General features: G+C 64.6%; 21 protein-coding genes. 12 read left to right on the top strand and 9 right to left on the bottom strand.

Going from position 1 to position 23,790, the window contains the following annotated elements:
* Positions 1–13 precede the first annotated feature (13 nt).
* Positions 14–418, top strand: coding sequence for a hypothetical protein (locus AAHE99_RS00660; RefSeq protein WP_342113354.1), 405 nt, complete (start codon positions 14–16; stop codon positions 416–418).
* Here AAHE99_RS00660 and AAHE99_RS00655 read toward each other — a convergent pair.
* Positions 415–849 carry a DUF411 domain-containing protein gene (locus AAHE99_RS00655; protein ID WP_342113352.1) on the bottom strand — a complete coding sequence of 145 codons (435 nt, stop codon included), beginning with the start codon at positions 847–849 and terminating at the stop codon, positions 415–417. The genes AAHE99_RS00660 and AAHE99_RS00655 overlap by 4 nt on opposite strands.
* Positions 850–970: 121 nt before the next feature.
* Between AAHE99_RS00655 and AAHE99_RS00650 the strand changes: the two genes are divergently transcribed.
* The 3 genes from AAHE99_RS00650 to xth are packed head-to-tail and all read left to right on the top strand — an operon-like array spanning position 971 to position 2,662.
* Complete coding sequence (locus tag AAHE99_RS00650; RefSeq protein ID WP_342113350.1) at positions 971–1,324, top strand: hypothetical protein; 354 nt, start codon at positions 971–973, stop codon at positions 1,322–1,324.
* Entirely contained in the window at positions 1,324–1,863 is a 540-nt protein-coding gene (locus AAHE99_RS00645) for a GNAT family N-acetyltransferase (RefSeq protein WP_342113348.1), read from the top strand. Before AAHE99_RS00650 ends, AAHE99_RS00645 begins: the two co-directional genes overlap by 1 nt.
* Positions 1,864–1,879: 16 nt before the next feature.
* Entirely contained in the window at positions 1,880–2,662 is a 783-nt protein-coding gene (xth, locus tag AAHE99_RS00640) for an exodeoxyribonuclease III (protein WP_342113882.1), read from the top strand.
* A gap of 48 nt (positions 2,663–2,710) precedes the next feature.
* On the opposite strand, the gene AAHE99_RS00635 is transcribed toward xth, so the two are convergent.
* Positions 2,711–4,279, bottom strand: a complete 1,569-nt coding sequence (locus AAHE99_RS00635) for a S8 family serine peptidase (protein WP_342113346.1) — start codon at positions 4,277–4,279, stop codon at positions 2,711–2,713.
* 259 nt (positions 4,280–4,538) lie between these two features.
* Here AAHE99_RS00635 and AAHE99_RS00630 point away from each other — a divergent pair, with 259 nt between their 5' ends.
* A complete protein-coding gene (locus AAHE99_RS00630; RefSeq protein ID WP_342113344.1) occupies positions 4,539–5,243 on the top strand; it encodes a 2OG-Fe(II) oxygenase in 705 nt (234 codons plus the stop codon).
* Here the strand turns inward: AAHE99_RS00630 and AAHE99_RS00625 are convergent.
* The 4 genes from AAHE99_RS00625 to AAHE99_RS00610 all read right to left on the bottom strand — a co-directional run bounded on the left by AAHE99_RS00625 (position 5,185) and on the right by AAHE99_RS00610 (position 9,424).
* On the bottom strand, positions 5,185–6,075 hold the full coding sequence (locus tag AAHE99_RS00625; protein ID WP_342113342.1) for a DMT family transporter: 891 nt from the start codon (positions 6,073–6,075) through the stop codon (positions 5,185–5,187). The genes AAHE99_RS00630 and AAHE99_RS00625 overlap by 59 nt on opposite strands.
* A 195-nt stretch (positions 6,076–6,270) precedes the next feature.
* On the bottom strand, positions 6,271–6,678 hold the full coding sequence (locus tag AAHE99_RS00620; protein ID WP_342113340.1) for a hypothetical protein: 408 nt from the start codon (positions 6,676–6,678) through the stop codon (positions 6,271–6,273).
* Between the two features lie 10 nt (positions 6,679–6,688).
* The gene (locus tag AAHE99_RS00615; protein WP_342113338.1) at positions 6,689–7,879 is read right to left on the bottom strand and encodes a porin; all 1,191 of its coding nucleotides are present in this window, start codon (positions 7,877–7,879) and stop codon (positions 6,689–6,691) included.
* A 150-nt stretch (positions 7,880–8,029) separates the two neighbouring features.
* Positions 8,030–9,424: an amino acid permease gene (locus AAHE99_RS00610; RefSeq protein ID WP_342113336.1), complete on the bottom strand. Its 1,395-nt coding sequence runs from the start codon at positions 9,422–9,424 to the stop codon at positions 8,030–8,032.
* Positions 9,425–9,553: 129 nt separating this feature from the next.
* Between AAHE99_RS00610 and AAHE99_RS00605 the strand changes: the two genes are divergently transcribed.
* The 4 genes from AAHE99_RS00605 (at position 9,554) to AAHE99_RS00590 (ending at position 11,978) form a co-directional block, all read left to right on the top strand.
* Positions 9,554–9,952 (top strand): hypothetical protein, encoded by a 399-nt coding sequence (locus AAHE99_RS00605; RefSeq protein ID WP_342113334.1) that lies wholly within the window; start codon positions 9,554–9,556, stop codon positions 9,950–9,952.
* Positions 9,949–10,311 (top strand): DUF5329 domain-containing protein, encoded by a 363-nt coding sequence (locus AAHE99_RS00600; RefSeq protein ID WP_342113332.1) that lies wholly within the window; start codon positions 9,949–9,951, stop codon positions 10,309–10,311. The genes AAHE99_RS00605 and AAHE99_RS00600 overlap by 4 nt, the downstream gene beginning before the upstream one ends.
* A 42-nt stretch (positions 10,312–10,353) precedes the next feature.
* Positions 10,354–10,998 (top strand): dienelactone hydrolase family protein, encoded by a 645-nt coding sequence (locus AAHE99_RS00595; protein ID WP_342113330.1) that lies wholly within the window; start codon positions 10,354–10,356, stop codon positions 10,996–10,998.
* A gap of 65 nt (positions 10,999–11,063) precedes the next feature.
* Positions 11,064–11,978, top strand: a complete 915-nt coding sequence (locus AAHE99_RS00590) for a hypothetical protein (protein ID WP_342113328.1) — start codon at positions 11,064–11,066, stop codon at positions 11,976–11,978.
* On the opposite strand, the gene AAHE99_RS00585 is transcribed toward AAHE99_RS00590, so the two are convergent.
* Entirely contained in the window at positions 11,957–12,403 is a 447-nt protein-coding gene (locus AAHE99_RS00585; protein WP_342113325.1) for a hypothetical protein, read from the bottom strand. The two genes, AAHE99_RS00590 and AAHE99_RS00585, sit on opposite strands and share 22 nt — an antisense overlap.
* A 169-nt stretch (positions 12,404–12,572) precedes the next feature.
* On the opposite strand from AAHE99_RS00585, the gene AAHE99_RS00580 reads away from it, so the two are divergent.
* The 3 genes from AAHE99_RS00580 to pbpC all read left to right on the top strand — a co-directional run bounded on the left by AAHE99_RS00580 (position 12,573) and on the right by pbpC (position 21,616).
* Positions 12,573–14,240: a methyl-accepting chemotaxis protein gene (locus AAHE99_RS00580; RefSeq protein WP_342113323.1), complete on the top strand. Its 1,668-nt coding sequence runs from the start codon at positions 12,573–12,575 to the stop codon at positions 14,238–14,240.
* Positions 14,241–14,309: 69 nt separating this feature from the next.
* Positions 14,310–19,298 carry an alpha-2-macroglobulin family protein gene (locus tag AAHE99_RS00575; RefSeq protein ID WP_342113321.1) on the top strand — a complete coding sequence of 1,663 codons (4,989 nt, stop codon included), beginning with the start codon at positions 14,310–14,312 and terminating at the stop codon, positions 19,296–19,298.
* Positions 19,298–21,616, top strand: coding sequence for a penicillin-binding protein 1C (gene pbpC / locus AAHE99_RS00570; protein ID WP_342113879.1), 2,319 nt, complete (start codon positions 19,298–19,300; stop codon positions 21,614–21,616). Before AAHE99_RS00575 ends, pbpC begins: the two co-directional genes overlap by 1 nt.
* Here the strand turns inward: pbpC and AAHE99_RS00565 are convergent.
* Both AAHE99_RS00565 and AAHE99_RS00560 read right to left on the bottom strand, forming a co-directional pair.
* Positions 21,613–22,440: a hypothetical protein gene (locus AAHE99_RS00565; RefSeq protein WP_342113319.1), complete on the bottom strand. Its 828-nt coding sequence runs from the start codon at positions 22,438–22,440 to the stop codon at positions 21,613–21,615. The two genes, pbpC and AAHE99_RS00565, sit on opposite strands and share 4 nt — an antisense overlap.
* Complete coding sequence (locus AAHE99_RS00560; protein WP_342113317.1) at positions 22,440–23,786, bottom strand: amino acid permease; 1,347 nt, start codon at positions 23,784–23,786, stop codon at positions 22,440–22,442. The genes AAHE99_RS00565 and AAHE99_RS00560 overlap by 1 nt, the downstream gene beginning before the upstream one ends.
* Positions 23,787–23,790 lie beyond the last annotated feature (4 nt).

The raw sequence follows: 23,790 nt of genomic DNA, 5'->3' as shown, positions 1-23,790 counted from the left end.
CCGAGAGTATACAGTGAGCCAGCGCACCGAGCGCGGCGCCGGCCGGGCGCAGAATGCCTGCATGGATACCCAAACCATTCTATTTGTTGCCTGCGTGCTGTTCGGCTTCGCTGCCGCTGGCGGCATCGTCATGGCGCTGATCAGGGTGGGCTCGCACAACAATCCACCGCACTGGATTGCCATGCTGCACGGCTTTATCGCAGCAGCCGGGGTGACCTTGCTGGCCTACGTGACGATCTTCACCCATGTGCCGGATATGGCGCAGATTGGCCTACTGGCCTTTGTGCTGGCGGCGGTGGGCGGCGTGTGGATGAATCTCGGCCGCCACCATCAAGGCAAGCTGATCCCCAAAAGCATCATGTTCGGCCATGCCCTGGTGGCGGTGGCCGGACTGGGCTTGCTGTTGCTGGCGCTTTAGTTGTAGTGCTGGTACACCCTGGTCGAGCCGTCAGGCAGCACCAGCAGCACATCGTAAGGATCCTTGCGCGGCCCCTCCATGCCTGGCGAGCCAAGCGGCATGGCCGGCACGGCCAGACCTTTGGCTTTCGGCTTGGCGGCCAGCAGGCGCTTGATTTCCGCCGCCGGTACATGGCCCTCGATGGCGTAGCCATTCACCACCGCGGTATGGCAGGAGCCGAGGCGGTCCGGGACCCCCATCTTTTCCCGCATATCCGAAGGGTTGGCCACGTTATGCGCATCGACCATGAAGCCGGCCGCGCGCAAATGCTTGACCCATTCCTCGCAGCAGCCGCAGGTCGCGCTCTTGTAGACGTTGATGACAGGTGCCGCCGCCATGGCAAGCACCGGCACGGCCAGCATCGCGGCCAGGATGATTGGACGTATCTTCATGGCCGGCATGTTGCCACAAACCGGACTGTTGCGTGAATGACTTGGGTCAAAATACTGCTATCCCAGCCAGTTGCCGCATGGCATAATTGTTTGAGTTCTTAATAATATAATTAAATTATTCATGAATGTGATTAAGTTGGTGGCGGCCGTGCTGGCCCTGGGAGCCGGCCTGGCGACGGCGGCAACCCAGCCTGCCGGGATGTGGGATAGCCTGGTGGGTATGAAATATGCGAAGGCGCGCAAGGAGGTGATCGATGCCGGCTGGCGTCCGGACCACCGTAATGCGGCAGCGGAATGGGAGCGCCAGCTGCAAGGCCAGTTCCCCGAATTGCGCTCATGCGAAGCGGCCAGCGGCCAATGCACGCATTACTTCGTGTCGTATGACGGCACCTGCCTCAAGGTTGTCACCGAAGGTGAAACCGTGGCGGCCTTCCGCGTGCGCAGCGTGACGCAAGCCTGTTCGAAACAGCAGTAATGCCCTTCGTCCTGCGGCAAGCCGTGGCGGCCGATATGGCCGAAATCATGCGGCTTGAACGCGCCGGCTTCGCTGAAGCGATCCAGGAAACCGAACAGACCTTCGCCGAACGCCTGCAAGCGGCGCCGGAGGGCTGCTGGGTGTTGGCCGGCGAAGCAGGGCGCTTGTACGGCTATCTGTGCGCCGAGTTCTGGCCGCTGGAAGCGGGCTTCAATGCAGCCCGTTTTGCGCGCGACCACGCCGCAGCCGAAACCCATGTTGCCGATGGCGCGGAAGTGTATGTGTCCTCGATGGTGGTCGATCCCGCCACGCGCGGCACTGGCTGGGGGCGGCGCCTGTTCCGCGACGCGCTGGCCGCAATGTTCGCGCGCCATCCGCAGCTGTGCAGCACCATCCTGATCGTCAATCCCGAATGGGCAGCAGCCCGCCGGATCTACCAGGCCGAAGGCTTTAGCGAAATCGGCGCGATCGACTCCTACTTCGCCGCCGCCTGCGGCGCGCAGCTGCCCGCAATCGTGATGCGCCGCGCCCGGACTTGAGGGCATAATGGTCGCCATGCGAGTCGCGACCTTCAATATCAACGGCATAGGCGCACGGCTGCCGGCGCTGCTGCAATGGCTGGATGAGACCAAGCCGGACATCGCATGCCTGCAGGAACTGAAAGCCCCGCACGAGAAATTTCCCGAAGCCGCGATCAACGACGCCGGATATGGCGCCATCTGGCACGGCCAGAAAAGCTGGAACGGCGTCGCCATCCTCGCGCGCGGCAGCACGCCGCAGGAACTGGGGCGCGCCTTGCCCGGCGATGCGGAAGACGTGCAAAGCCGCTATATGGAAGCCATGGTCGGCGGCCTGATGGTGTGCTGCCTCTACCTCCCCAACGGCAACCCCGCGCCCGGCCCCAAGTTCGACTACAAGCTCAAATGGTTCGACCGCCTGATCGCACGCGGCGCCGAGCTGGTGAAGTCAAAGACACCGGTGATCATGGCCGGCGACTACAACGTCATGCCCACCGAGCTTGACGTCTACAAGCCTGAACGCTGGCTCGACGACGCCCTGTTCCGCCCCGAAACGCGCGCCGCCTACGCACGCCTGGTGGGGCAGGGCTGGACTGACGCCCTGCGCACCATGCACCCCGATGAAAAGATCTACACCTTCTGGGACTACTTCCGCAACGCCTTCGGCCGCGACGCCGGCCTGCGCATCGACCACCTGCTGCTGAACCCCGCACTCGCCCCCAAGCTGCGCCGCGCCGAAGTCGACCGCATGGTGCGCGCCCGCGAAAAACCGAGCGACCACGCCCCGACCTGGGTCGAACTGGACGGCTCCTTCAAATAAAAAAGGGCGCCGTGAGGCGCCCTTCAAGTTGGAGCTCAGTGATTCGGATTAGTTGCCGCAGCCCAGTGCCTTGATGCGGTCGAATGCTGCCTTGGCCTGCACCATGCCGTAGCCGGTCTTGTTGTCCTTGCCCGCGGTTTCCAGGTCCAGTGCGGACTTGGTCAGCGAGGAGCGGATCTGCGCGCCGGTGCAGGTTGGGTAGAAGGACCACACCAGGGCCGCTACCGCCGACACGTGCGGAGTCGCCATCGAGGTGCCGTCGTAGAAGGCGTAGTTGGTGGCCTTCACTTCCACGGTGGCGCTCTGGCCTACCTGTGCCTTCATCGCTGCGCCGTCCACGTCGGTGGCGGTCACGGATGGGATGGTGGTCACGGTGGTGCCCAAGGTGCCGCCGAAGCCGCCCGCTGCGTTGTTGTACACGATCGCGCCGACGCCGCCGGAGGCCTTGCAGTTATTGACCTTGGTGGCGAAGTCCACGGTGCCGCGCTGGATCAGGCAGACCTTGCCGGACATGGCGCTGTTAACGGTATCGCCCAGGCCGAAGTCGGCCAGCGGCGCGGTGGCCACGCCCTTCGGCGAGCCGGTCATGTCGCCCGGGGTGTAGGTGGTGGCGCCTACGGACAGCTTGGATTCAGAGCCAGCACCGGTCGGCACGGTGGACAGCACCGCTACGCCTGGGCCGGAGATTTCAACCTTGCTGTTGTACTGCGAGAAGGTGGCCCACTTGTTGAATTCATCAACCGCTGCAACCATCATCACGCTGGAGTAGCCTGCTGGGTAGGACACCACGGTGTTGCCGTCGTTGCCCGCAGCAGCGATCGACAGGATGCCCTTGGACTGTGCGCTGTCGAAGGCGCGCTGTTCGGTGCGGCTGGAGCCGCCGCCGCCCAGGGACATCGAAATCACGTTGGAGCCAGCTGCCACGCACTTGTTGACGGCGGTCGCCAGGGTTGAGGAGTAGGCCCAGCCATCGGCGCCGAAGACTTTGACGATGTGCAGCTTCAGCTTCTTGTTCGGGTTCACGCCGACCACGCCGGTGCCGCTGTTGTTGATGGCGGCGATGGTGCCTGCCACGTGGGTGCCGTGGTGGTTTTCGTCGGTGTACCACCAGCCGGTACCGGAGTCGTACTCGCCGGTGACCGAGTTGCCGTTCAGGTCTTCATGATTGCGGTCGTAGCCGGAGTCGATGATGCAGACCTTGCGGTTGGTGGTATTGGCGTCGGACAGCTGGTCGGACTGTGTAGCCTTGATGCCCCAAGGTACCAGCTGGCCCAGTGCGTAAGGAGTACCGGTCGAAGCCGAGGTGGTGGCGAACGGGAAGCGCTTGACGTCTTCTTCCACGTCGATCACGTCGGCGTGCTTTTTCAGGTTGGCCAGTTCGGCCTTGGACATTTCAACGGCCATCGCATCGCTGCCGAACACTTCGTGTTTCAGTTTGCCTTTCAGCTTGGCGACGTGCTGCTTGATGTTGCCCGATTTGCCGGCCTGGAAGGTCACGATCACGCGTACGGAATCATCCGCCGCGAACGCGCTGCCCATTGCGCCGAAAGCGATTGCGCCAGCCAGCAGCTTGGCGCCTACAGCGATCTTGGAAACCTGGAATTGCTTTTGAACCATTGATGTACTCCCGACTCTCGATGTGAGGTGATTTGTCCACGGCCATTGACTGGCGCTAATTGTTTTTGCCCTAGTGCAAAGGTTTTGCACTCGACTGGAAATGAGTGTAGGGATTGCTTGCCAGGAAATCTATCGAAATGTCTCTATTTGTATTGACCTGTTGAATTTCGCATACACTTTTGTTAAGAATGAGACAGTTTCCAGTGCCGATGTCCCATTCTTAACATCCGGGGCAGCGAATTCCCGTATGCTGCCCGCCATGGACGACTTTATTGAAATCTACGACGGCGCCCTGACGCCGGCCCAGTGCGAGCAGATCCTGGCCCGTTTCGAAGCAAGCGGAAAAGCCATGCGCGGCAAGACCGGGCAGGGCGTGGATGTGGCGAAGAAGGACAGCTACGACCTGACCATCAGCCAGCACGCCGAATGGAACGACGTGTCGAACCTGATGATGGCGAGCGTGCTGCGGCACCTGGCGTCCTACATGGACAAGTACCGCATGCTGCTGACCGGCGCCCTGTCGCCGCGCGTGGTTGATCCCGACAGCGGCCAGCCGGTCACCCTGGACATCGACAACTTCGACCGCTGCGGCAAGCCGTACCTGGAGGAGCTGATCAAGTCGATGTACCGCGGCGGCCCGCTCAATGTGCAGAAATACCTGCAGAACAGCGGCGGCTACCACCACTGGCACTCGGAAATCTATCCGCAGAACGCCAGCTGCGAGACGCTGCACCGCGCCTTGCTGTTCCAGTTCTACCTGAACGACGTGGCCGACGGCGGCGAGACGGAATTCTTCTACCAGCAGCGCAAGGTGGAGGCGCGCCAGGGCCGCCTGGTCATCGCGCCGGCCGGCTTTACCCACACGCACAAGGGCAATGTTTCGCGCAGCGGCGACAAATACGTGGCTACTTCGTGGATCCTGTTCCAGCGCGCGGAAGCGATGTTTGGCCCCAATTCAGGTTGACGCCCAGGCTGGCCAGGATGATCAGCGCGAAGCCGGCGACCTGCCAGACGCTGATCAAATGGCCGTACACCGCGAAATCGACCACCACCGCCGAAGCCGGATAGACGAAGGTCAGCACCGCAATCGCCGCCGTCTCCATGCGCGGGGTGGCGCCATAGATCATCACATAGGCGATGGCGGTCGGCACCAGGCCGAGGGTAGCCAGCCAGCCCCACTGCGCAGCGCTTAGACCGCCGGCCGGAATGGTGCTGAAAGCCCCCAGCAGCAGCGCGCCGGTCAGGCAATGCACCAGCGCCGTCAGGTGCGGCGGCGTGCCGCGCATCGACTTGGTGGTGAGCGTGACGCCCGCATAGGCGAGGGCGCCGGTCAGGGTACTGGCGATACCGAGCAGGTAGTTGGTGTCCATCGGCTCATCGAAACGCACGCCGCAGGCCAGCGCCAGGCCGCCGAAGCCCAAGCCCACCCAGGCCAGCTTGTTGGCGGCCAGCCGCTCGCGCAGGATCAGGGCGCCCAATAGCAGCACCATGAAGGGCTGCACGTGGAACACGATGGTGGCGGTGGCAATACCGATGCGGCGGATCGCCTCGAAAAAGGTGACCCAGTTCACCACCATCAGCACGCCGCTGAACACCGCCAGCTTGAGCGCGCGCGGCGGCATATTGGCGCGTTTGAACATGCCGCACCAGGCGCAATACATAGCCAGCGCCGCGGCACCGATCGCGCAGCGGAAAAAAACAGTGGTGATGGGATCGAGGCCTGCCTCCTGGACGTAGACGCCCAGGGTGCTCAGCATGAGCATGGCAATGATGTAGGTGATGACAGGATGGCGCATGCCCCGCATCATCGCACAGCTAGCCCCCGGCCAGCCCCGGCTGTGCCGAAAATTCGGGGTCGTGTCTGACATTCGGACAAATGGCGCGTGCCGTCGATGAAAAAAGCCCGTTTCCACGATCGCGCGAAAACGGGCGTATTGATCCGGCTCAAAGGTGCGGCTGGTCGTGTCCGAATGCCAGACATGACCCCGACTTTACGGCACAGTCAGGATGACCTTGACGCTGTCGTCGACGGCGGATTTCTCGATATAGCCGATGGCCTGCACGTCGGCTGCCACGGCTTTCTTCACTTCCGCACTGGAGCCGTACTCCTTGGGCGCGGTGCCCTTACCGGTGAATACCAGCTTGGACCATTGCGATTTGACCTGCGCCGTATCCTTGCCCAGCACCTTCTGGCTGAATTCATTGCGCAGCGCGCCTTCAGTGTGCTCGACCGGTGTGAACAGGGTCGATTTGCCGAGGAAGAATTGCGCGGCCTGTTCGCTGAACATGCGGGTGGCGGGGTTCTTTGGATTGACGATCACCACAATTTCCGCCGCCAGCGCGGGCAGGGCGGCACTGCACATTGCTGCGGCGAGCAGCAGCTTGATTCGCTTGTCCATGGCTGCCTCCTCAGAACACGAAGTCGAGTGCTACGGCGTAAACGTTGACCGGGCCCTTAAACGCTGGCGTAGCCTTGATGAAGGCGCCGGCGCCGTCCTTGGGCTTGATATGGTCGACCTGTGCTTTCAGGGCCATCGATTTGTAGAAGTCCCAGCGCACCCCGATCGCGTCGGCCGACTGCAAGGCGGCCTTGGCAAGGGTGTTGACGCCGACGTTCAACGCGGCCAGCGGACCGCTGGTAGGCAGGCCGCCTACGCTGCGCGGGCTCTTTTGCGAGATGCTGCCGTGGTAGTAGTAGGGCAGGATCTTGCCCATGCGGTAGCCCGCCATGGCGTACCAGGAATTGGTGTCGTGCACGAACAGCGTGTCGGTGCGCCGCTGGGCGTATTCGGCCTGCAGCACGATGTTCTTCCAGTCCATGGTGCCGCCGAGGGAGGTGAAGCGGCCCTTCACGTCCGTCATCGGCATCATGTTGGCAATCGAGCCGAAGCCGGTGGCGCGCAACGTGTTGATCAGGCCGGCGATGGTGGGGTTGTCCTCGACCGAGACGTCGGCCTGGGCATGGCCGAAGCGCAGCGTGAACGGGCCGTTTTCGGCCACCACGTGCAGCAGCAGCATTTTGCGGAACTTCACGTTCTGCGCCGGCTGCTCCGATTCCGAGACGCCGGTGCCCAGCTGCACGCTGAGCGAGGTGTCGTCGAAACTGTGCTGGTACAGCATGTCGACGCCGTCAAATCGGTCCAGCGACACCTGGCGATAGACTTCGGCCGGCGGGCGCAGCATGGTGTTGGCGTAGCCCACAAAGCGGAAATCGGAAATCATGTAGATCGGTGCGCCCATGCGGCCGACGCGGAAGCTGAAATCGTCGTTGGCCTTGAACTTGGCGAAGGCCCATGCGGCTTGACCGCGATAATGGTCGATCGCATCCTTGCGCACCAGGCCCTGGGCGGTCAGCGAAATGGTGTCGTTGACCTTCATGGTGGCTTGCAGGCCAAGCAGGGAATCGACGCCGGTTCGCCAATCTTTCTTCACCCCGGCAGCCTGGTTGGGCCGGATGAATTCTGCGTCGTTGGTGTCGGTGGAAGTAAGGGCGGCGGTGCCGAAGCCGCTGATGGTGACGGAAGGTCCGTCCTGGGCGCTGGCCTGCATTGCGAGGCCGGCGGCGGAAAGCGCTGCAATAGCGCGGCAAATTGTTTTCATTAACCAGCTCTCCCTTTTTGTTATTGGCGAACGACCGACTACGGGCCAAGTGTTACAGATTGACCGCGCCAATGCCAGACTTCCGTGGCTGTAGAGCAACAATGAAAAAAGCCCGCAGCTGCGGGCTTTCTTGGGAGTCGAGCACTTTTATTAAGCTTTGTTCAACTCGGAGCGGTGGCGCGAGTAGGCGAAGTACACCACCAGGCCGATGGCCAGCCAGATGCCGAAGGCGATCCAGGTAGTCGCGGACAGGAAGTACATCAGCGACAGGCAGAAGATCACGGCCAGTGCCGGGATGTACGGCACGCCAGGGCAGCGGAAGGCACGGTGCAGGTCCGGACGCTTCTTGCGCATGATGATCACGGCGATCGAGACCAGGCAGAATGCAGCCAGGGTGCCCATGTTGACCAGTTCGGCCAGCACGTTCAGCGGCACCAGGGCGGCGATGAAGCCGAAGATCAGGCCGACCATCCAGGTGGCGAAGAACGGGGTGTGGTATTTCGGGTGGACCGTGGACAGCTTTTTCGGCAGCAGGCCGTCGCGCGACATGGCGTAGATGATGCGGGTCTGGCCGTAAGCCATCACCAGGATCACGGTGGTCATGCCCAGGATGGCGCCCAGCGATACCCAGCCGGCGAACCAGTTTTCACCGGCGTATTGCAGTGCCAGCGAAACAGGGTGGTCGATACCCAGGAACTGCTTGTACGGTACGATGCCGGTCATGATCGCGGCAACGATCACGTACAGCACGGTGCAGACCGCCAGCGAGCCGATAATGCCGATAGGCAGGTCGCGCTCTGGACGCTTCACTTCTTCCGCAGCGGAAGTCACGGCGTCGAAACCGATGAAGGCGAAGAACACCAGGGCAGCTGCGCTCATCACGCCAGCGGCGCCGAACGGCATGTAAGGCTGCCAGTTGGCTGGCTGCACGTGGCCTGCGCCGACGGCGATGAACAGGATCACCACGCCGATCTTGATCGCAACCATGATGTTGTTGACGCGCGCCGATTCACGTACGCCCCAGCCCAGCATGGCGGTCAGGACGATCATGATCAGGAAGGCAGGCAGGTTGAACACGGTGGCGACGCCAGGTACCGCGCCAGGGGCGGCGGTCAGCGCGGCCGGCAGGTGCAGGCCGATGCCCGCGATCAGCGACTGGAAATAACCGGACCATGCCACCGACACGGCGGAAGTGGCCAGGCCGTATTCGAGCATCAGGTCCCAGCCGATCATCCAGGCCACCAGCTCGCCCAGGGTGGCGTAGCTATAGGTGTAGATCGAGCCGGCAACCGGGACGGTCGAGGCGAATTCGGCGTAGCACAGGGCGGCGAAACCGCAAGCCAGCGCTGCAACGACGAAGGAAAGCGTCAGGGCCGGGCCGGCGGTCAGCGCGCCAGTGCCGGTCAAGACGAAGATGCCAGTACCGACGATGGCGCCGATGCCCATCAGTACCAGGTCGAGTGGACCCAGCACTTTCTGCAGGCCGCCAGGTTTGCGGGCGGCTGCTACCATGTCGTCCAGGTTCTTAGTCCTAAAAATGCTCACTTATATCTCCAATCTCTTCTCTTTTGGGATCGCCAAAAAAAGGCTGCCGCATATTAGCACAAGGGTTAGACTGCGCATGTTGTAGGATTGTAAATTTGAATTGATGCCTGAAAAGTACTTGCACCAGTGATGAAATATATGATACTCGCTGCGGCGCTTGGCCAGCCTTTGCCGCCGCAACCGGACACGCCAGCCTATAAAGCCTGCATGGCGGAGGAGGGTGAATTGCGCCCCCAGCGCCAGGCCCTGGCGCGCCGCTTCCACGACCACGAAGCCGCCTTGCAGCGCACCGCCGCCGCGCTGGCTGCGCACGAGGGCGCCCAGGCGCGCGTCGACCGCAGCGATGCGGCCGCCGTCGCCGCCTACAACGCTCGCCAGGATGAACTGAACGCCCAGGCCGCCGCCCTGAACGCCGACGGTGCGCGCCTGGAAAAGGAACAGGACGCCTTCAACGCCCGCGTCGCCGCCGGCAATATCCGCTGCGGGAATATCCTGGCGCCCTACAAACCGCGCAGGAAGGAGAAATGATGCGCCGCTTGCTCACCGCCGCCGCCGCGCTGGTCCTGGCGCCCGCCACCGCCGCTCCGCTGCCAGCCCCGGCCCGCGCCGAGGTCGACGCCTTGCTCGCCCGCCTGCAATCGTCCGGCTGCCAGTTCAACCGCAACGGCACCTGGTACAGCGGCGCCGAAGCCAAAGCCCATTTGCAGCGCAAGATGGAATACCTGGAAAAGAAAGACATGGTGCGCAGCGCCGAACAGTTCATTGAACTGGGCGCCGCCGCCAGCAGCTCCAGCGGCAAACCTTATATGGTGCGCTGCGGCGCGGACGCCGCCATCGAAAGCAAGGCCTGGCTGGGCGCCGAACTGAAGGCCATCCGCGCGCGCTGACCGCGCCGCCAGGTATATAGTGGGCATGGGAGGTTCCTCACCATGCAGCACGCCACAGTCAGCATTCCTACGCCCGCTGGCGCAATTGAAGGCACCCTCGACCTGCCAACCGGCGCCAGCGGCATTGTCCTGTTTGCCCACGGCAGTGGCAGCAGCCGTTTCAGCCCCCGCAATACCTTTGTCGCCGGCGCCTTGCGCACCGCCGGCATCGGCACCTTGCTGATGGATCTGCTCACCCCCGAAGAAGACAAGGTCCAGCGCACCCGTTTCGATATCAGCCTGCTGACGGAACGCTTGGGCCTGGCCGCCGACTGGCTGGACGCGTCCTCATATGGCGCCGGCCTGGCGCTTGGCCTGTTCGGCGCCAGCACCGGCGCGGCTGCGGCACTGCACCTGGCGGCCGAACGCAGGGATGGCGTGGCGGCCGTGGTCTCGCGCGGCGGCCGTCCCGACCTGGCGGGCCAGGTGGCGCTGGCGCGGGTGAAGGCGCCGACCCTGCTGATCGTCGGCGGCCGCGACGATGGTGTTATAGAACTGAACGAATCGGCCTACCTCAATTTGAATTGCAATAAACGCATCGATATCGTGCCGGGCGCCACCCATCTGTTCGAAGAGCCCGGCGCGCTGGAGGAAGTGGCGCGCCTGGCGCGCGACTGGTTCCGCCAGCATTTATCGCCCCGGCGGTGAGAATCCGTGCATTTTTGAGCCCGCTTGTATCGCTATAATTTTCCCCAGCATTTTGGGGAGGAAGCATGGCGTTGCAACTGAAGAAGACGATGGTTTGGAACTCAGCGATCACCAGCGGCCTGTGCGTCGTTGTGGCCGTCGTGATAGCGCAAGTCGCCGACCTGCATGAGGAGCTGTTGTGGCTGGCGGCCCTGGCCGCAAGCGTGGCGCTGCTGACCTTCTTCCGCGCTGCCCACCGGATTCGCCGCGATACGCTGGCGCCGTTGCTGGAGACAGCTTCCTACGTCCGCATCGCGCGCGACAGCCTGCTGGTGCGCGACCAGGTGGACTGGAGCGTGATTGACGATTACGCTGCCCAGCTGGCGATGCGCGGCTTCCGTCCGCTTGGCGATTACACCGCCTATCCAATGCCGGGTGCGCTGGTCGGCGTGGCGGCCATGTTCACCGATGCCGACGCCAGCATCATGATCGAGATCCAGCAGCTGAAACTGCTGCCGTCGGCTGGCCCGGAGCGCATGCGCGACGGTATCTATTTCAGTATCACCTCGCTGGTGGGCGGGCAGATCCGCGTGATCACCTGCAACCACAAGCCGCAAGCCGCGACTTACCTGGTGCGCGGCGACCACGACATCCTGAATGCCGAACCGGACAAGGGCTTGCTGGCGCTGCTGGCCCAGCACACCGATATGCTGATGCGCTTGCGCCAGAAGGTCGGCAAGACTGCCGCCAAGGGTTTGACGGTGGAACGCTACGTGCTGTCGATCCGGGAAGCGCAGGCCCAGGCGCGGCGCCGCCTGTCGGCCATGAGCGGCTACGCCATTGCCGGCGTGGTTGACGAGTTTGAAGCCAGGGCCAAACGGCGCTGGGCGCCTTCCACGCCGGCCTTGAAGGCGGTGCCACTCCGTGCCCTGGAAGAACTGGACACCGCCTACGCCGTGGAAGGCCAGCCGCCGGTGTTTCAGGAGTCCTTGAGCTGGTAGCGCGCGCCAGCCAGGAACAGCAGGAACAACACGCCCGCGATCGCCATCAGGGCCGGATCTTCGGGACTGTCAAAGACCGGATTGCCGACCGGGACCCGGGTAAACGTCTCGGTGACGCCTGGGATGAAATGCAGGAAGAAGGTGAAGGAGTAGGCCACCGTCTCCACTTTGCGCTTATTCCAGCGGCCGGCGAGCCAGGCGGCAGCCAGCACCAGCAGGGTCAGGATGGAGAGGGCGTGCGGTTTGCCGAAACCGCCGTGGGCAAAGATGCCAAGACCGGTCAGGCTGACCACCACGGTGGTGACTATAAACAGCAAGCCCGATTTGCTGCGTGGGCTGATCTGGCGGTGGCGCAGCAGCGCGGCAATGCCTGAGCCGAGGGCCAGCAAACCGAGTGCGGTATGGAAGATGCCGAGTGGGGACATGGTGGACTCCTTGGGAAGGGTGGTTGCGTCGATGAATAGATGATAGGCGTCATCATTTCCCGGCGCCAATTGCATCTTCCTAAGCCAGCGATAGTGTATTAACTACTTGCATCTACGATAGTCATTAGGCAATATTGCTTAATCCCTTAACAGTTATGGAAATTCCATCATGAAAATCAGCAATCGACTGATCATCACCCTGACGATCGCCCTGATCGGCCTGCTGTTCGTCGGCGCGCAGGGCTGGTGGCAATTGCGCGATGCGCAGCAGCGTATGGACGTGGTGCAAACGCGCCTGATCCCGAGTATTTCCGCCATTAATGCCGCCAAGGGCGCGCTGGCCGACAGCCGCCTGGCCGGCTACCGCCTGTCCGTGTTCTCCAACCTGCCGGACAAGACCGCGCTGGACAAGGCTTACAACGACGCCCACGCCAACTTCGACAAGGTGCTGGCCGACTACGCGAAGAACAACGTGTTCGACGACACCGACCGCAAGATGCTGGAGCAGGACAAGGCGAATATGGAAACCTACCGCCAGGCCCTGGTGCCGTTCCTGGCCGCTTCGCATGCGGGCGATATGGATGGCGTGCGCGCCACCCTGGTGGCCGGCTCGCCGCTGGCGCTGGGTGCGGCCGGCGTGAAGAAAGGCCTGGACGACCACATCGCCTACAACCAGAAGCTGATCGACAAGGTCAAGGCCGAGAACGACGCCAGCTACTCGCGCGCCGTGACCATCCTGTGGATGGTGACCGTGGCGGTGCTGCTGGTCGTCGGCTTCCTGGGCTTCAAGATGTTCCATGTGATTACCGGCGGCCTGGATAAGATGCAGGGCACGATGGAAGGCGTGAGCACCACGCTCGACCTGACGCGCCAGGTGGATGTTGAGCGCCTGGACGAAATCGGCCACGCCGGCACCGCCTTCAACAAGCTGCTGGGCGAGATCGGCGGCGTGGTGGGCACCGCGCGTTCGGCGGCCGACGCGGTCAGCACCGCTTCGCGCCAGATCGCGGCCGGCACCAGCGACCTGAATAACCGCACCGCGCAGCAGGCCGCGGCGCTGGAGGAAACCGCCTCGTCGATGGAAGAACTGACTTCCACCGTCAGCCAGAACTCGGACAACGCTCGCCAGGCCAACCAGCTGGCGCAGAACGCGTCGCAGATTGCAGTGCAGGGCGGCGAAGTGGTGAAGGAAGTGATCGACACCATGGATTCGATCAACGCCTCCTCGCGCAAGATCGTGGACATCATCAGCGTGATCGACGGCATCGCGTTCCAGACCAATATCCTGGCGCTGAACGCCGCCGTGGAAGCGGCGCGCGCCGGCGAGCAGGGCCGCGGCTTCGCCGTGGTGGCGAGCGAAGTGCGCAACCTGGCGCAGCGTTCGTCCGCAGCTGCCAAGGAGATCAAGGTGCTGATCGACGACAGCGTGGAGAAAGTCGATTCCGGCACCAAGCTGGTGGTGCGCGCCGGCGACACCATGAGCGATGTGGTGGCGAGCGTGAAGCAGGTGTCCGATATCGTGGCCGAGATCAGCGCCGCGACGGCGGAACAGAACGCCGGCATCGCGCAGGTGCACCAGTCGATCACCTCGATGGACCAGGTGACGCAGCAGAACGCCGCGCTGGTGGAAGAAACCGCTGCCGCCTCGCAAGCGATGCAGGACCAGGCCGAAATCCTGGCGCGCGCGGTGAGCGCCTTCCGCATCGATGCCGGCCATATGAAACCGGCTTTGCGTAACGCCAGCCGTCCTGCGGCGCAGACTGCGGTGGCGGTGCGTCCGGCCCAGCCGCGCAAGGTGGCGAATGCTGCCGGCGCCGACGAATGGGAGCAGTTCTAAGTTAGAATCGGTTAGCTTTTTTGCATTGCGCTCCTGTATGATTTGCTCACTTATGTGAGCGGGAGCGCTATGAATAAGAAAGTCCTGTTTGGCGCCGCAATCGCGGCAGTGGTGGCGGCAACCGCCGCCGGTTCCTGGTGGCTGAAAAAGCCGCGCGGCGTGCAAGGCGCCGCCAGCGATGCCCTGGTCGCCGATCCCAACGCTCCCTTTGAATTCAAGGCCTGCCAGGCCCGGCTCCATGAGGACCGGCCTGCGCTGGCGGTCACCTTCAGCACCCCGGTGGGCAGCGGCCAGCCGCTGGACCAGCTGATCGAAGTGCGCGAGCAGGATGCGCTGGTCAAAGGCTCCTGGGTGGTGGCCGACAATCCCCGCGTGCTGGTATTCCCGTTCGTGAAAGCGGGCCGCGTCTACAACATCAAACTGGCGCAGGGGCTGGCCGGCGAAAACGGCAAGAAGATGGCCGCCGCGCAGGCCTGCGAGGTAAAGAGCGACGAGATGGCGCCGTCGTTCTTCTTCGCCAGCAAGGGCACGGTGCTGCCGGCGGAATTGAATGGCGGCTTGCCGGTGGTGAGCGTCAACGTGCCGGAAGTGGACGTGGAATTCCTGCGCGTTGAAACGGACAAGCTCTCCAAATTCATGGACATGGTGTCCGGCCGCCGCCCCAACTCGACCGAGGAGGATGGCGAGGAGAACTGCTGCGAATACTATTACAACCGCAATGCCTTCAAGGGCCAGACCGGCGGCTACCAGCTGAACGCCCTGCGCGGCGTGGCGGAAAGCGTGTACAGCAACCGCTTCGTGGTCAACGACGCCAAGAACACCCGCAAGACCAGCTTCCTGCCGATTGAGAAAGTGGCCGAACTGAAGGAGCCCGGCGTCTACGTCGCCGTGATGCGCCGCCCCGGCACCTTTGATTACGACTACCAGGTGACCTATTTCTACGTCACCGACATCGGGCTGCACGTGCGGCGCTACGCCAACGCCACCGACATCTTCACCACCTCGCTGAAATCCGGCAAAGGCATCGGCAGCATCGATATCGAAGTGCTGGGCGAGGCCGGCAAGGTGCTGCTGAAAGGCCGCACCGACGGCGACGGCCACGGCGTGCTGGCCGGCTTGCCGGACAAGGCGCAGGTGCTGCTGGCGCGGCGCGGCAAGGAAATGGCCATGATCTCGCTGCGCGAACCGGGCCTGGACTTGTCCGAATTCGACATCGGTGGCCATTTGCCGCGCGACGCCAAGCTGTTTGCCTACTCGGGCCGCGACCTGTACCGCCCCGGCGAGCAATTCACGGCCTCGCTGCTGGTGCGTAACGCGGCCGGCGGCGCGCTGCCGGCCGCACCGATCAAGGTGGAGCTGAAGAAGCCGGGCGGCGACGTCGCCAGCACCGTGATCTGGCAGCCGAACCCGAAAACGCCGGGCTATATGCAGCAGCGTGTCGACCTGCCGGCCGATGCGGCCACCGGCAAGTGGACGCTGGAATTCCGCGCCGACCCTTCCGCCAAGCGCCCGGACACCGTGTACACCTTCCAGGTCGAGGAATTCCTGCCCGAGCGCATGAAGCTGGGCCTGGCCAGCGACAGCGCACCGCTGCAAGCCGGCGCTGGCGACTTTGAAGTGAAAGTGCAGGGCGACTACCTGTACGGCGCGCCCGCCGCCGGCAACCGCCTGCTGGGCAGCGTGGCGCAGGAACGGGCCCGCATCGCGCTGCCGAAGGAATGGCCCGGCTTTATCTTCGGCGACTTCGCCGACGACGCCAACAAGCAGCGCGGCGAGCTGCCGGAAACTTCGCTCGACGACAACGGCAAGGCCACGGTCAGCGTACCGGTCAAGGACGGCATGCTGTCGCCAGCCCGGGTCCGCGCCTCATTCAGCCTGCTCGAATCGGGCGGCCGTCCGGTGGTGCGCTCGGTGGAGCGCATGTGGTGGCCGGCCGACGCCATGATCGCGCTGCGTCCCGCCTTCGAAGGCGGGGTGGCGCACGAAGGCAGCATGGCCGAATTCGAATTGATCCGGGTCGACACGGCGGGCAAGTTCGCGCCGGCCAGGGAGGCCAAATTCCGCCTGGTGCGTGAAGACCGGCAGTATTACTGGCGCTTCGACGCCGACCGCGGCTGGCACTCCGGCTATACGGATGCCGAAGAAGTGCAGCAGGACGGCGCCATCGCCCTCAAGGCGCGCGCCAAACTGACGCTGCCGGTGCAGTGGGGCACCTACCGCCTGGAAGTGACCGATCCTGAGACCAACCTCGTGGCGCGCTACCGCTTCTATGCCGGCTGGGGTGCGCAGGATGCGGAAAGCATCGGCAATCGCCCGGACCGCGTGCGCTTGCAGCTGGACGGCGTGCCCGCCAAGCCGGGCAATGATATCCGCGTCAAGATCCTGCCGCCGCACGACGGCGAGGCGCTGGTGATGGTGGAAGCGGACAAGGTGCTGTGGAGCACGCGCGTCGCCGTCAATACCGGGGGCACCACCGTGACGGTGCCGGTCGATAGGGCCTGGAACCGCTCCGATATGTATATCTCCACCATCGTCTACCGCCCGGGCAGCCAGGGCAACCGCGTCACCCCGGCGCGCGCCGTGGGCATGAGCTGGCTGCCGCTGCAGCGCGAGGGCCGCAAGCTGAAGGTCGCGCTGCAGGCGCCGCAGCAGGTGGTGCCGGACAAGCGCATGATGGCCAAGGTGAAGGTGGATGGCGCGGCCGGCAAGGCTGCCATGGTGACTGTGTCGGCGGTGGACGCGGGCATCCTCAGCATCACCAATTTTAAATCGCCCGACCCCTTCGATTTCTTCTTCGGCAAGCACCGCTTCGGCCCTGAGCTGAGCGATATCTACGGCAAGATGATCGAACGCATGGACGGTACGGTCGGCAAGATCAAATGGGGCGGCGACGCCGGCAAGCGCGATACCAAGAGTATGCCCAAGAAGGTCAAGCTGGTCGACATCTTCTCCGGCGTGGTGCAGCTGAACGCCAAGGGCGAAGCGGAGGTGCCGCTCGATATTCCCGACTTTAACGGCACGCTGCGCCTGATGGCGGTAGCCAGCACCGCCGAAGCCTACGGCAGCACCGACCGCGAGGTGGTGGTGTCGGCGCCGATTGTGGCGGAACTGTCGATGCCGCGCTTTGTCGGGCCGAACGACAAGTCCACCGTGGCGCTGGACGTGACCAATATGATGGGCAGTGAGCAGGATGTCGACATCAAGCTGGGCGCCGACAAGCTGCTGCGCGTGGCCGAGGGTGAGCGCAAGCTGAAGCTGGCCAACAAGCAGCGCAAGATCCTGCGCTTCGCCATCGAGCCGACCGAACCTTATGGCCTATCGCGCATTACGCTGGATGTGAAAACGGGCGGCGCCAAGCCGGTCGTGATCCACCGCGAATTCGCGCTCCAGCTGCAGCCGCCGGTGGCGCGCGAAGTCGATGCACGCCGCATCCGCATCGCCCCAGGCGCGACCGAAAAGCTGGACGCCAGCCTGGCCGAGCGCTTCTTCCGCGGCTCCGCCACATTGAACGTGACCATGTCGAACAAGCCGCCGCTGAATGTGCGCAGCATCGTCAAGGGCTTGCTGGATTACCCGTATGGCTGCCTGGAGCAGACCACCAGCGCCGCCTACCCGCACGTCTTCATCGACGAAGAGGGCGCCAGGTCGGTCGGCCTGGAGCCGCGCAGCCGCGAACAGCGCGCCAAGTTCATCGAAGGCGCGATCGGCCGCATCGGCGGCATGCAGGGCGCCGAAGGCGGTTTCCGCCTGTGGGGCAACGAAGGCCCGTATGAAAGCTGGCTGACGCCTTATGTGACGTCCTTCCTGATGGATGCGCGCGATGCCGGCTTCAGCGTGCCGGAAGACATGGTCAAGAAATCGCAGCGCTGGATGAACGACCGCCTGAACGGCGCCGCCAGCCAGCTGGTGACCATCCCTTCCGGCATCAAGCCTGATGCGCGCGGCATCTACCTGCACCGCGACTACGAGCTGCTGCGCAACGCCCACCAGCGCTTCGCCGAGCTGGCCCACATCGGCTATATGCTGGCGCGCGACCAGAAAGCCTCGCTGGCCTCGCTGCGCCTGCTGCATGACCAGTACCGCCAGTCGGCCCGTTCGCCGCTGCCGCTGGTCCACCTCGGCATCGCGTTGCAGCTGATGGGCGACGCCAAGCGCGCCGAAGTCGCGCTGAACGACGCCATGGCCCGTCCTTACGGCATCCGCGCCGATTGGGAATGGGACTGGCTGGGCGACTACGGCTCGGCGCTGCGCGACCAGGGCCTGGCCTATGCACTGCTGGTGCGCCATAAGGTCGAGCACCCGCAGCGCGAGAACCTGCTGCCTGCGATTGCCGAGCGCATGGGCCGCCATTACTACTCCACGCAGGAGCGCATCGCCCTGTTCCTGGCTGCGCGCGCCGCCGGCGGCACGTCCAGCGAACCGTGGGACGCGGTGCTGACTACTGCCGACGGCGCGGCCAAGCTGTCCTCGCGCAGCACGGAGCTGCGCAGCCTCGACCCGGCGCTGGCCGCCAAAGGCATCAGCATCGAGAATAAGGGCAGCAGCCCGCTGTGGGTGGAAGTGGAGGCGGGCGGCTTCCCGCTCAAATCCCCGGCGCCGAGCTCCGAAAAGATGACCATCGAACGCAAGTGGTTCAAGCCCGATGGGAAGCCGTGGAATGGCGGCACGCTGAAGGTCGGCGACATGCTGCTGGTGCGCCTGAAGGCCAGCGCCCCGCAGCGCATCGAGGACGCCATGATCGTCGACCATATCCCGGCCGGGCTGGAAGTGGAGAACCTCAACCTGTCGCAAGGCCCGCAAGCCGGCGAATTCGAAGTGGAAGGCGTGAACCTGGCCAGCGCCATGGCCAACGACCGCATCAAGCACCGCGAATTCCGCGACGACCGCTTTGTCGCCGCCGTACGGCTGGACGGCAACGCACTTCATTTGTTCTACATGCTGCGCGTGGTGACGCCGGGCCGCTTCTCCGTGCCGGGCCCCTTCGGCGAAGACATGTACCGTCCCGGCATCCGCGCCCACGGCCCGGCCGGTGACGCCATCACCGTGGTGGATCGATGATGCAGAGCGTCGCCGCCTGGCTGCGCCGACACCCCGTGCGTGGCGGGCTGGCGGCGGCGCTCACTGTCTTGCTGCTGCTCGACCTGCTGTTCCCGCCGCCGCTGCCGCAGGACGCACCCGGCATGCTGGTGGTGGCGCGCGACGGCTCACCGCTGCGCGGCTGGCCCGACGCCGACGGCGTGTGGCGCATCCCGGTCACGCCGGAAAATGTCTCGCCGCTCTACCTGCAAGCCTTGCTTGGCTACGAAGACCGCTGGTTCCACTGGCATCCCGGCGTCAATCCCGCCGCATTGGCGCGCGCCGCCTGGCAATGGGTGCGCGAAGGACGCATCGTTTCGGGCGGCTCCACCCTGACCATGCAAGTCGCACGCGCGCTGGAGCCGGTGCCGCGTTCCGTGCCCGGCAAGCTGCGCCAGCTGGCGCGCGCCGTGCAGCTGGAATTGCGCCTGTCCAAGCGCGAGATCCTCACCCTCTACCTGAACCATGCCCCGATGGGCGGCATTGTCGAAGGCGTGGAAATGGCCAGCCGCAGCTACCTCGGCAAATCGGCCAGCCAGCTGTCCGCCGCCGAGGCCAGCCTGCTGGTGGTGCTGCCGCAAGCGCCATCGCGCCTGCGGCCCGACCGCCGGCCCGACCTGGCGCAGGCAGCGCGCGACAAGGTCCTGCAGCGCATGGCCGCACGCGGACTGTGGAGCAGGGCGGAAGTGGACGACGCCCTGCTCGAACGCGTCGGCGTCAATCCGCCCAAGCTGGCCTGGCTGGCGCCGCTGGCTGCCGAACGCCTGCACCAGGGCGCCCGTCGCGCCGGCGCAGCAGCCACCGTTGTCCGTTCCACCCTCGACCGCGACATGCAGGCCACGCTGGAGCGCATGCTGGCCGACCGCGTCAGCCAGTTGCCGCGCTTCGTCTCGATGGCCGCGCTGGTCATGGATAGCAAAACCCTGGAAATCCTTGCCTACGCCGGCTCCGCCGACTTCAGCGACACCCGGCGCTTCAGCCACGTCGACATGGTGCGCGGCATCCGCTCGCCCGGTTCCACGCTGAAGCCCTTCCTGTACGCGATGGCACTGGACGAAGGCCTGGTGCATTCCGAAAGCCTGCTGGCCGACACGCCCCAATCGTTCGGCGGCTACGACCCCGGCAACTTCCAGGCCAGCTTCTCCGGCCCGGTCAGCCTGTCCGAAGCCCTGCAGCGCTCCCTCAACGTACCCGCTGTCGACCTGCTCGACCGCATCGGCCCGCAGCGCTTCGCCGCCCGCCTGTCCGGCGGCGGCTTGCGACTCAGGCTGCCCGCCGACGCCCAGCCCAACCTCAGCATCATCCTCGGTGGCGCCGGCACCAGCCTGGAAGAACTGGTCGGCGCCTACCGCGCCTTCGCCGCCGGCGGCATGGCCGGCACGCCCCGCATCCGCCCGGACGCACCGATGCAGGAACAACGCATGATGAGCGCCGGCGCCGCCTATATCATCCGCAACATCCTGGAAAGCGGCGGCCACCCCGACCAGCCGTTTGTGGAAGGCGACGCCAGCGGTGTCAAACTGGCCTGGAAGACCGGCACCAGCTACGGCTTCCGCGACGCCTGGGCGGTCGGCGTCAGCGGCCGCTTCACCATGGGCGTCTGGATCGGCCGTCCCGACGGCACGCCCAACCCCGGCTTCTTCGGCGCCAACATCGCCGCACCGCTGTTGCACCAGATCGCCCTCGCCATGCCGCGCAGCGGCGCCATGCCCGCGGTGCGGCCGCCGGAAGTCGGCACCGCCCGGATCTGCTGGCCGCTGGGCAGTGCCGCCGCCAGCACCGCCCCCGAACACTGCCACGTCCAGCGCACCGCCTGGGTGCTGCGCGACACCGTCCCGCCGACCTTGCCCGACCGCCTGCGCAGCAAGGGCCTGCTCGAACAAGCCTGGTACGACCCCGCCACCGGCCGCCGCACCACGCCCGCCTGCCAGGCCGGCGCGCAGCCGCGCGAGATCGCGCGCTGGCCAGCGCTATTGGAAGCCTGGCTGCCCGCCAGCCAGCGCCAGACCCACGGCCTGCAACCCTGGTCGCCCGACTGCAGCCAACCCGACGGCCTGGCCGGCGTCAAGCTGATGGGACTGCGCGACGGCAGCCGCCTGCGCACCGCGCCCGGGCAAAAGGAAGTAAAGGTCACGCTGGACGCGGTCGGCGGCAGCGGAAGGCTGTACTGGCTGCTCGATGGCCAGGCGGTGGCCGGAGCCACCCGCCGCCAGTCCCTGGTCCTGCCCAGCGGTGCCCACAGCATCGCCATCATCGACTCCGCAGGCCACTACGACACCCTGCAGTTAGCGATCGACTAGAGCAGGTCGGCGAGGGGCTTGATGACGTCGTCGTCAGTCCAGTAGGCGGTGTGGGAGAGCGGGTTCCAGCTCTTTGTCATGAAGTCGAGGAAGCCCTGGCCGGCGTTGATGGCGCGGTCTTCGACCATGGTTTCGTAGCCGCCTTCCAGCGGTTGCAGCGGCCAGCCCAGCGCGTCGTCGGGGTCGTACAGGTTAAGCCAGGTGAAACCGGGATTGGGCTTGGTGATCGGTTTGACATGCATGCGCTGGTGCGCGGCGACAAACACGGGAATGTTGCAGCCGGTGGTGACAAAGGCGCGCACCGTGCCGCATTGCAGAAATTTGCGCTGGGCCGGCGTCAGGCTGTCGGCCAGCCGGCCAGGTTTCCAGATGCCGGCCGTGACCTGGCCGCCGCCGGCGCGTTTCTGGGCGTCGTAAATGAAGCTGGACATGACCTGCCCGCCCAGCGAGTGGGCCAGCAGTACGATCGGGGTGTCGGGTCCGCGGCGGGCGTGGATGGCCAGCAGGGCGCGGGCGATTTCGGCCTGGGCCTGTTCGTAGACCGAGTCGTCGAATTCCTTGCGGTTTTCCAGTCCGGCGGCGTCGGCAAAACCAAAGAGGATGAATTTGCGCAGCTGGTCGTAGCGGACCTTGGCGCTTTCGTGCACGCGCTTCCAGACCGCCTGCTCGTTGGGCTTGAGCAGGTGCTGGTAGTACACGCTATGGACGTCCACGTCGGCGTAAGCTGCTCCCATGTGGTGCTGCAGGGAGCGTTTCAAGTCGTCGGCATAGTCGTGCGGCTGCTCGCCCATGCCGTGGATCGTCAATAGCGCGGCTTTCGCCATTACGCTGCTGCTGCTGCCGGCACGCCGCGGAAGCGGTAGCCGATGAACAGGACCAGCAGCCAGACCGGGATCAGGTACACCGAGATGCGCAAGCCGTCGGTCAGGTACATGATCACCAGGATGCCGGCCAGGAAGGCCAGGCACAGGTAGTTGGTGAGCGGGTAGCCCCAGCTCTTGAAGCCGGTCTCGTGGCCTTCGGCCTTCTTCTGGGCGCGGAAGCGCAGGTGGATCCAGCTGATCATGCCCCAATTGATCACCAGCGACGACACCACAAGCCCCATCAGCAGGCCGAATACTTCGCCCGGCATGAAGTAGTTCAGCACCACGCAGATGCCGGTAGCGACGGCGGAGACGCCCAGCGCCGCCAGCGGCACGCCGCGCTGGTTCACCTTCAGCAGCGCTTTCGGTGCATTGCCTTGCTTGGCCAGGCCGTACAGCATGCGGCTGTTGGAGTACACGCCGCTGTTATATACCGACAGGGCGGCGGTCAGCACCACCACGTTCAGGGCGTTGGCGACCCAGTTGCTGTTCAGGGCGTGGAAGATCATCACGAACGGGCTGCCGCCATCGGCCACCTTGGTCCATGGGTAGAGCGAGAGCAGTACGCCCAGCGCGCCGACATAGAAGATCAGGATGCGGTAGATGGCCTGGTTGGTGGCCTTCGGGATGGTTTCGGACGGGTTGCTGGCTTCGGCGGCGGTAATGCCGATCAGCTCCAGGCCGCCGTAGGAGAACATGATCACGGCCATCGCCATCACCAGTCCGCTCACCCCGTTCGGGAAGAAGCCGCCGTGCTGCCACAGGTTGGCGACGGTAGCTTCCGGGCCGGCGCTGCCGGAGACCAGCAGGTAGGCGCCAAACACGATCATGCCGACCACGGCCACCACCTTGATAATGGCGAACCAGAATTCCATTTCGCCGAAGGCGCGTACATTGGCCAGGCTGATGGAGTTAATGATCAGGAAGAAGGCGAGGGCGCTGACCCAGGTCGGAACCGCCGGCCACCAGTATTGCACGTAGATGCCGACGGCCGTCAGTTCGGCCATGCTGACCAGCACATACAGCACCCAGTAGTTCCAGCCCGACATGAAGCCGGCCATGTGGCCGCAGTATTTGTCGGCGAAGTAGCTGAACGAGCCTGCCACCGGTTCGTCGACCACCATTTCGCCCAGCTGGCGCATGATGAGGAAGGCAATGAAGCCGGCCACCGCGTAGCCAAGCAGCACGGACGGACCGGCCATCTTGATGGTTTGCGCGATGCCCAGGAAAAGGCCGGTACCGATGGCGCCGCCCAGCGCAATCAGCTGGATATGGCGGCTTTTCAGGCCCCGTTTCAGTTCTGTCATGTAT

Source organism: Pseudoduganella sp. OTU4001, assembly GCF_038440195.1.
Classification (GTDB): domain Bacteria; phylum Pseudomonadota; class Gammaproteobacteria; order Burkholderiales; family Burkholderiaceae_D; genus Rugamonas.
Note: the sequence above shows the minus strand (reverse complement) of the source record. Positions and strands in the feature narration are given on the sequence as shown.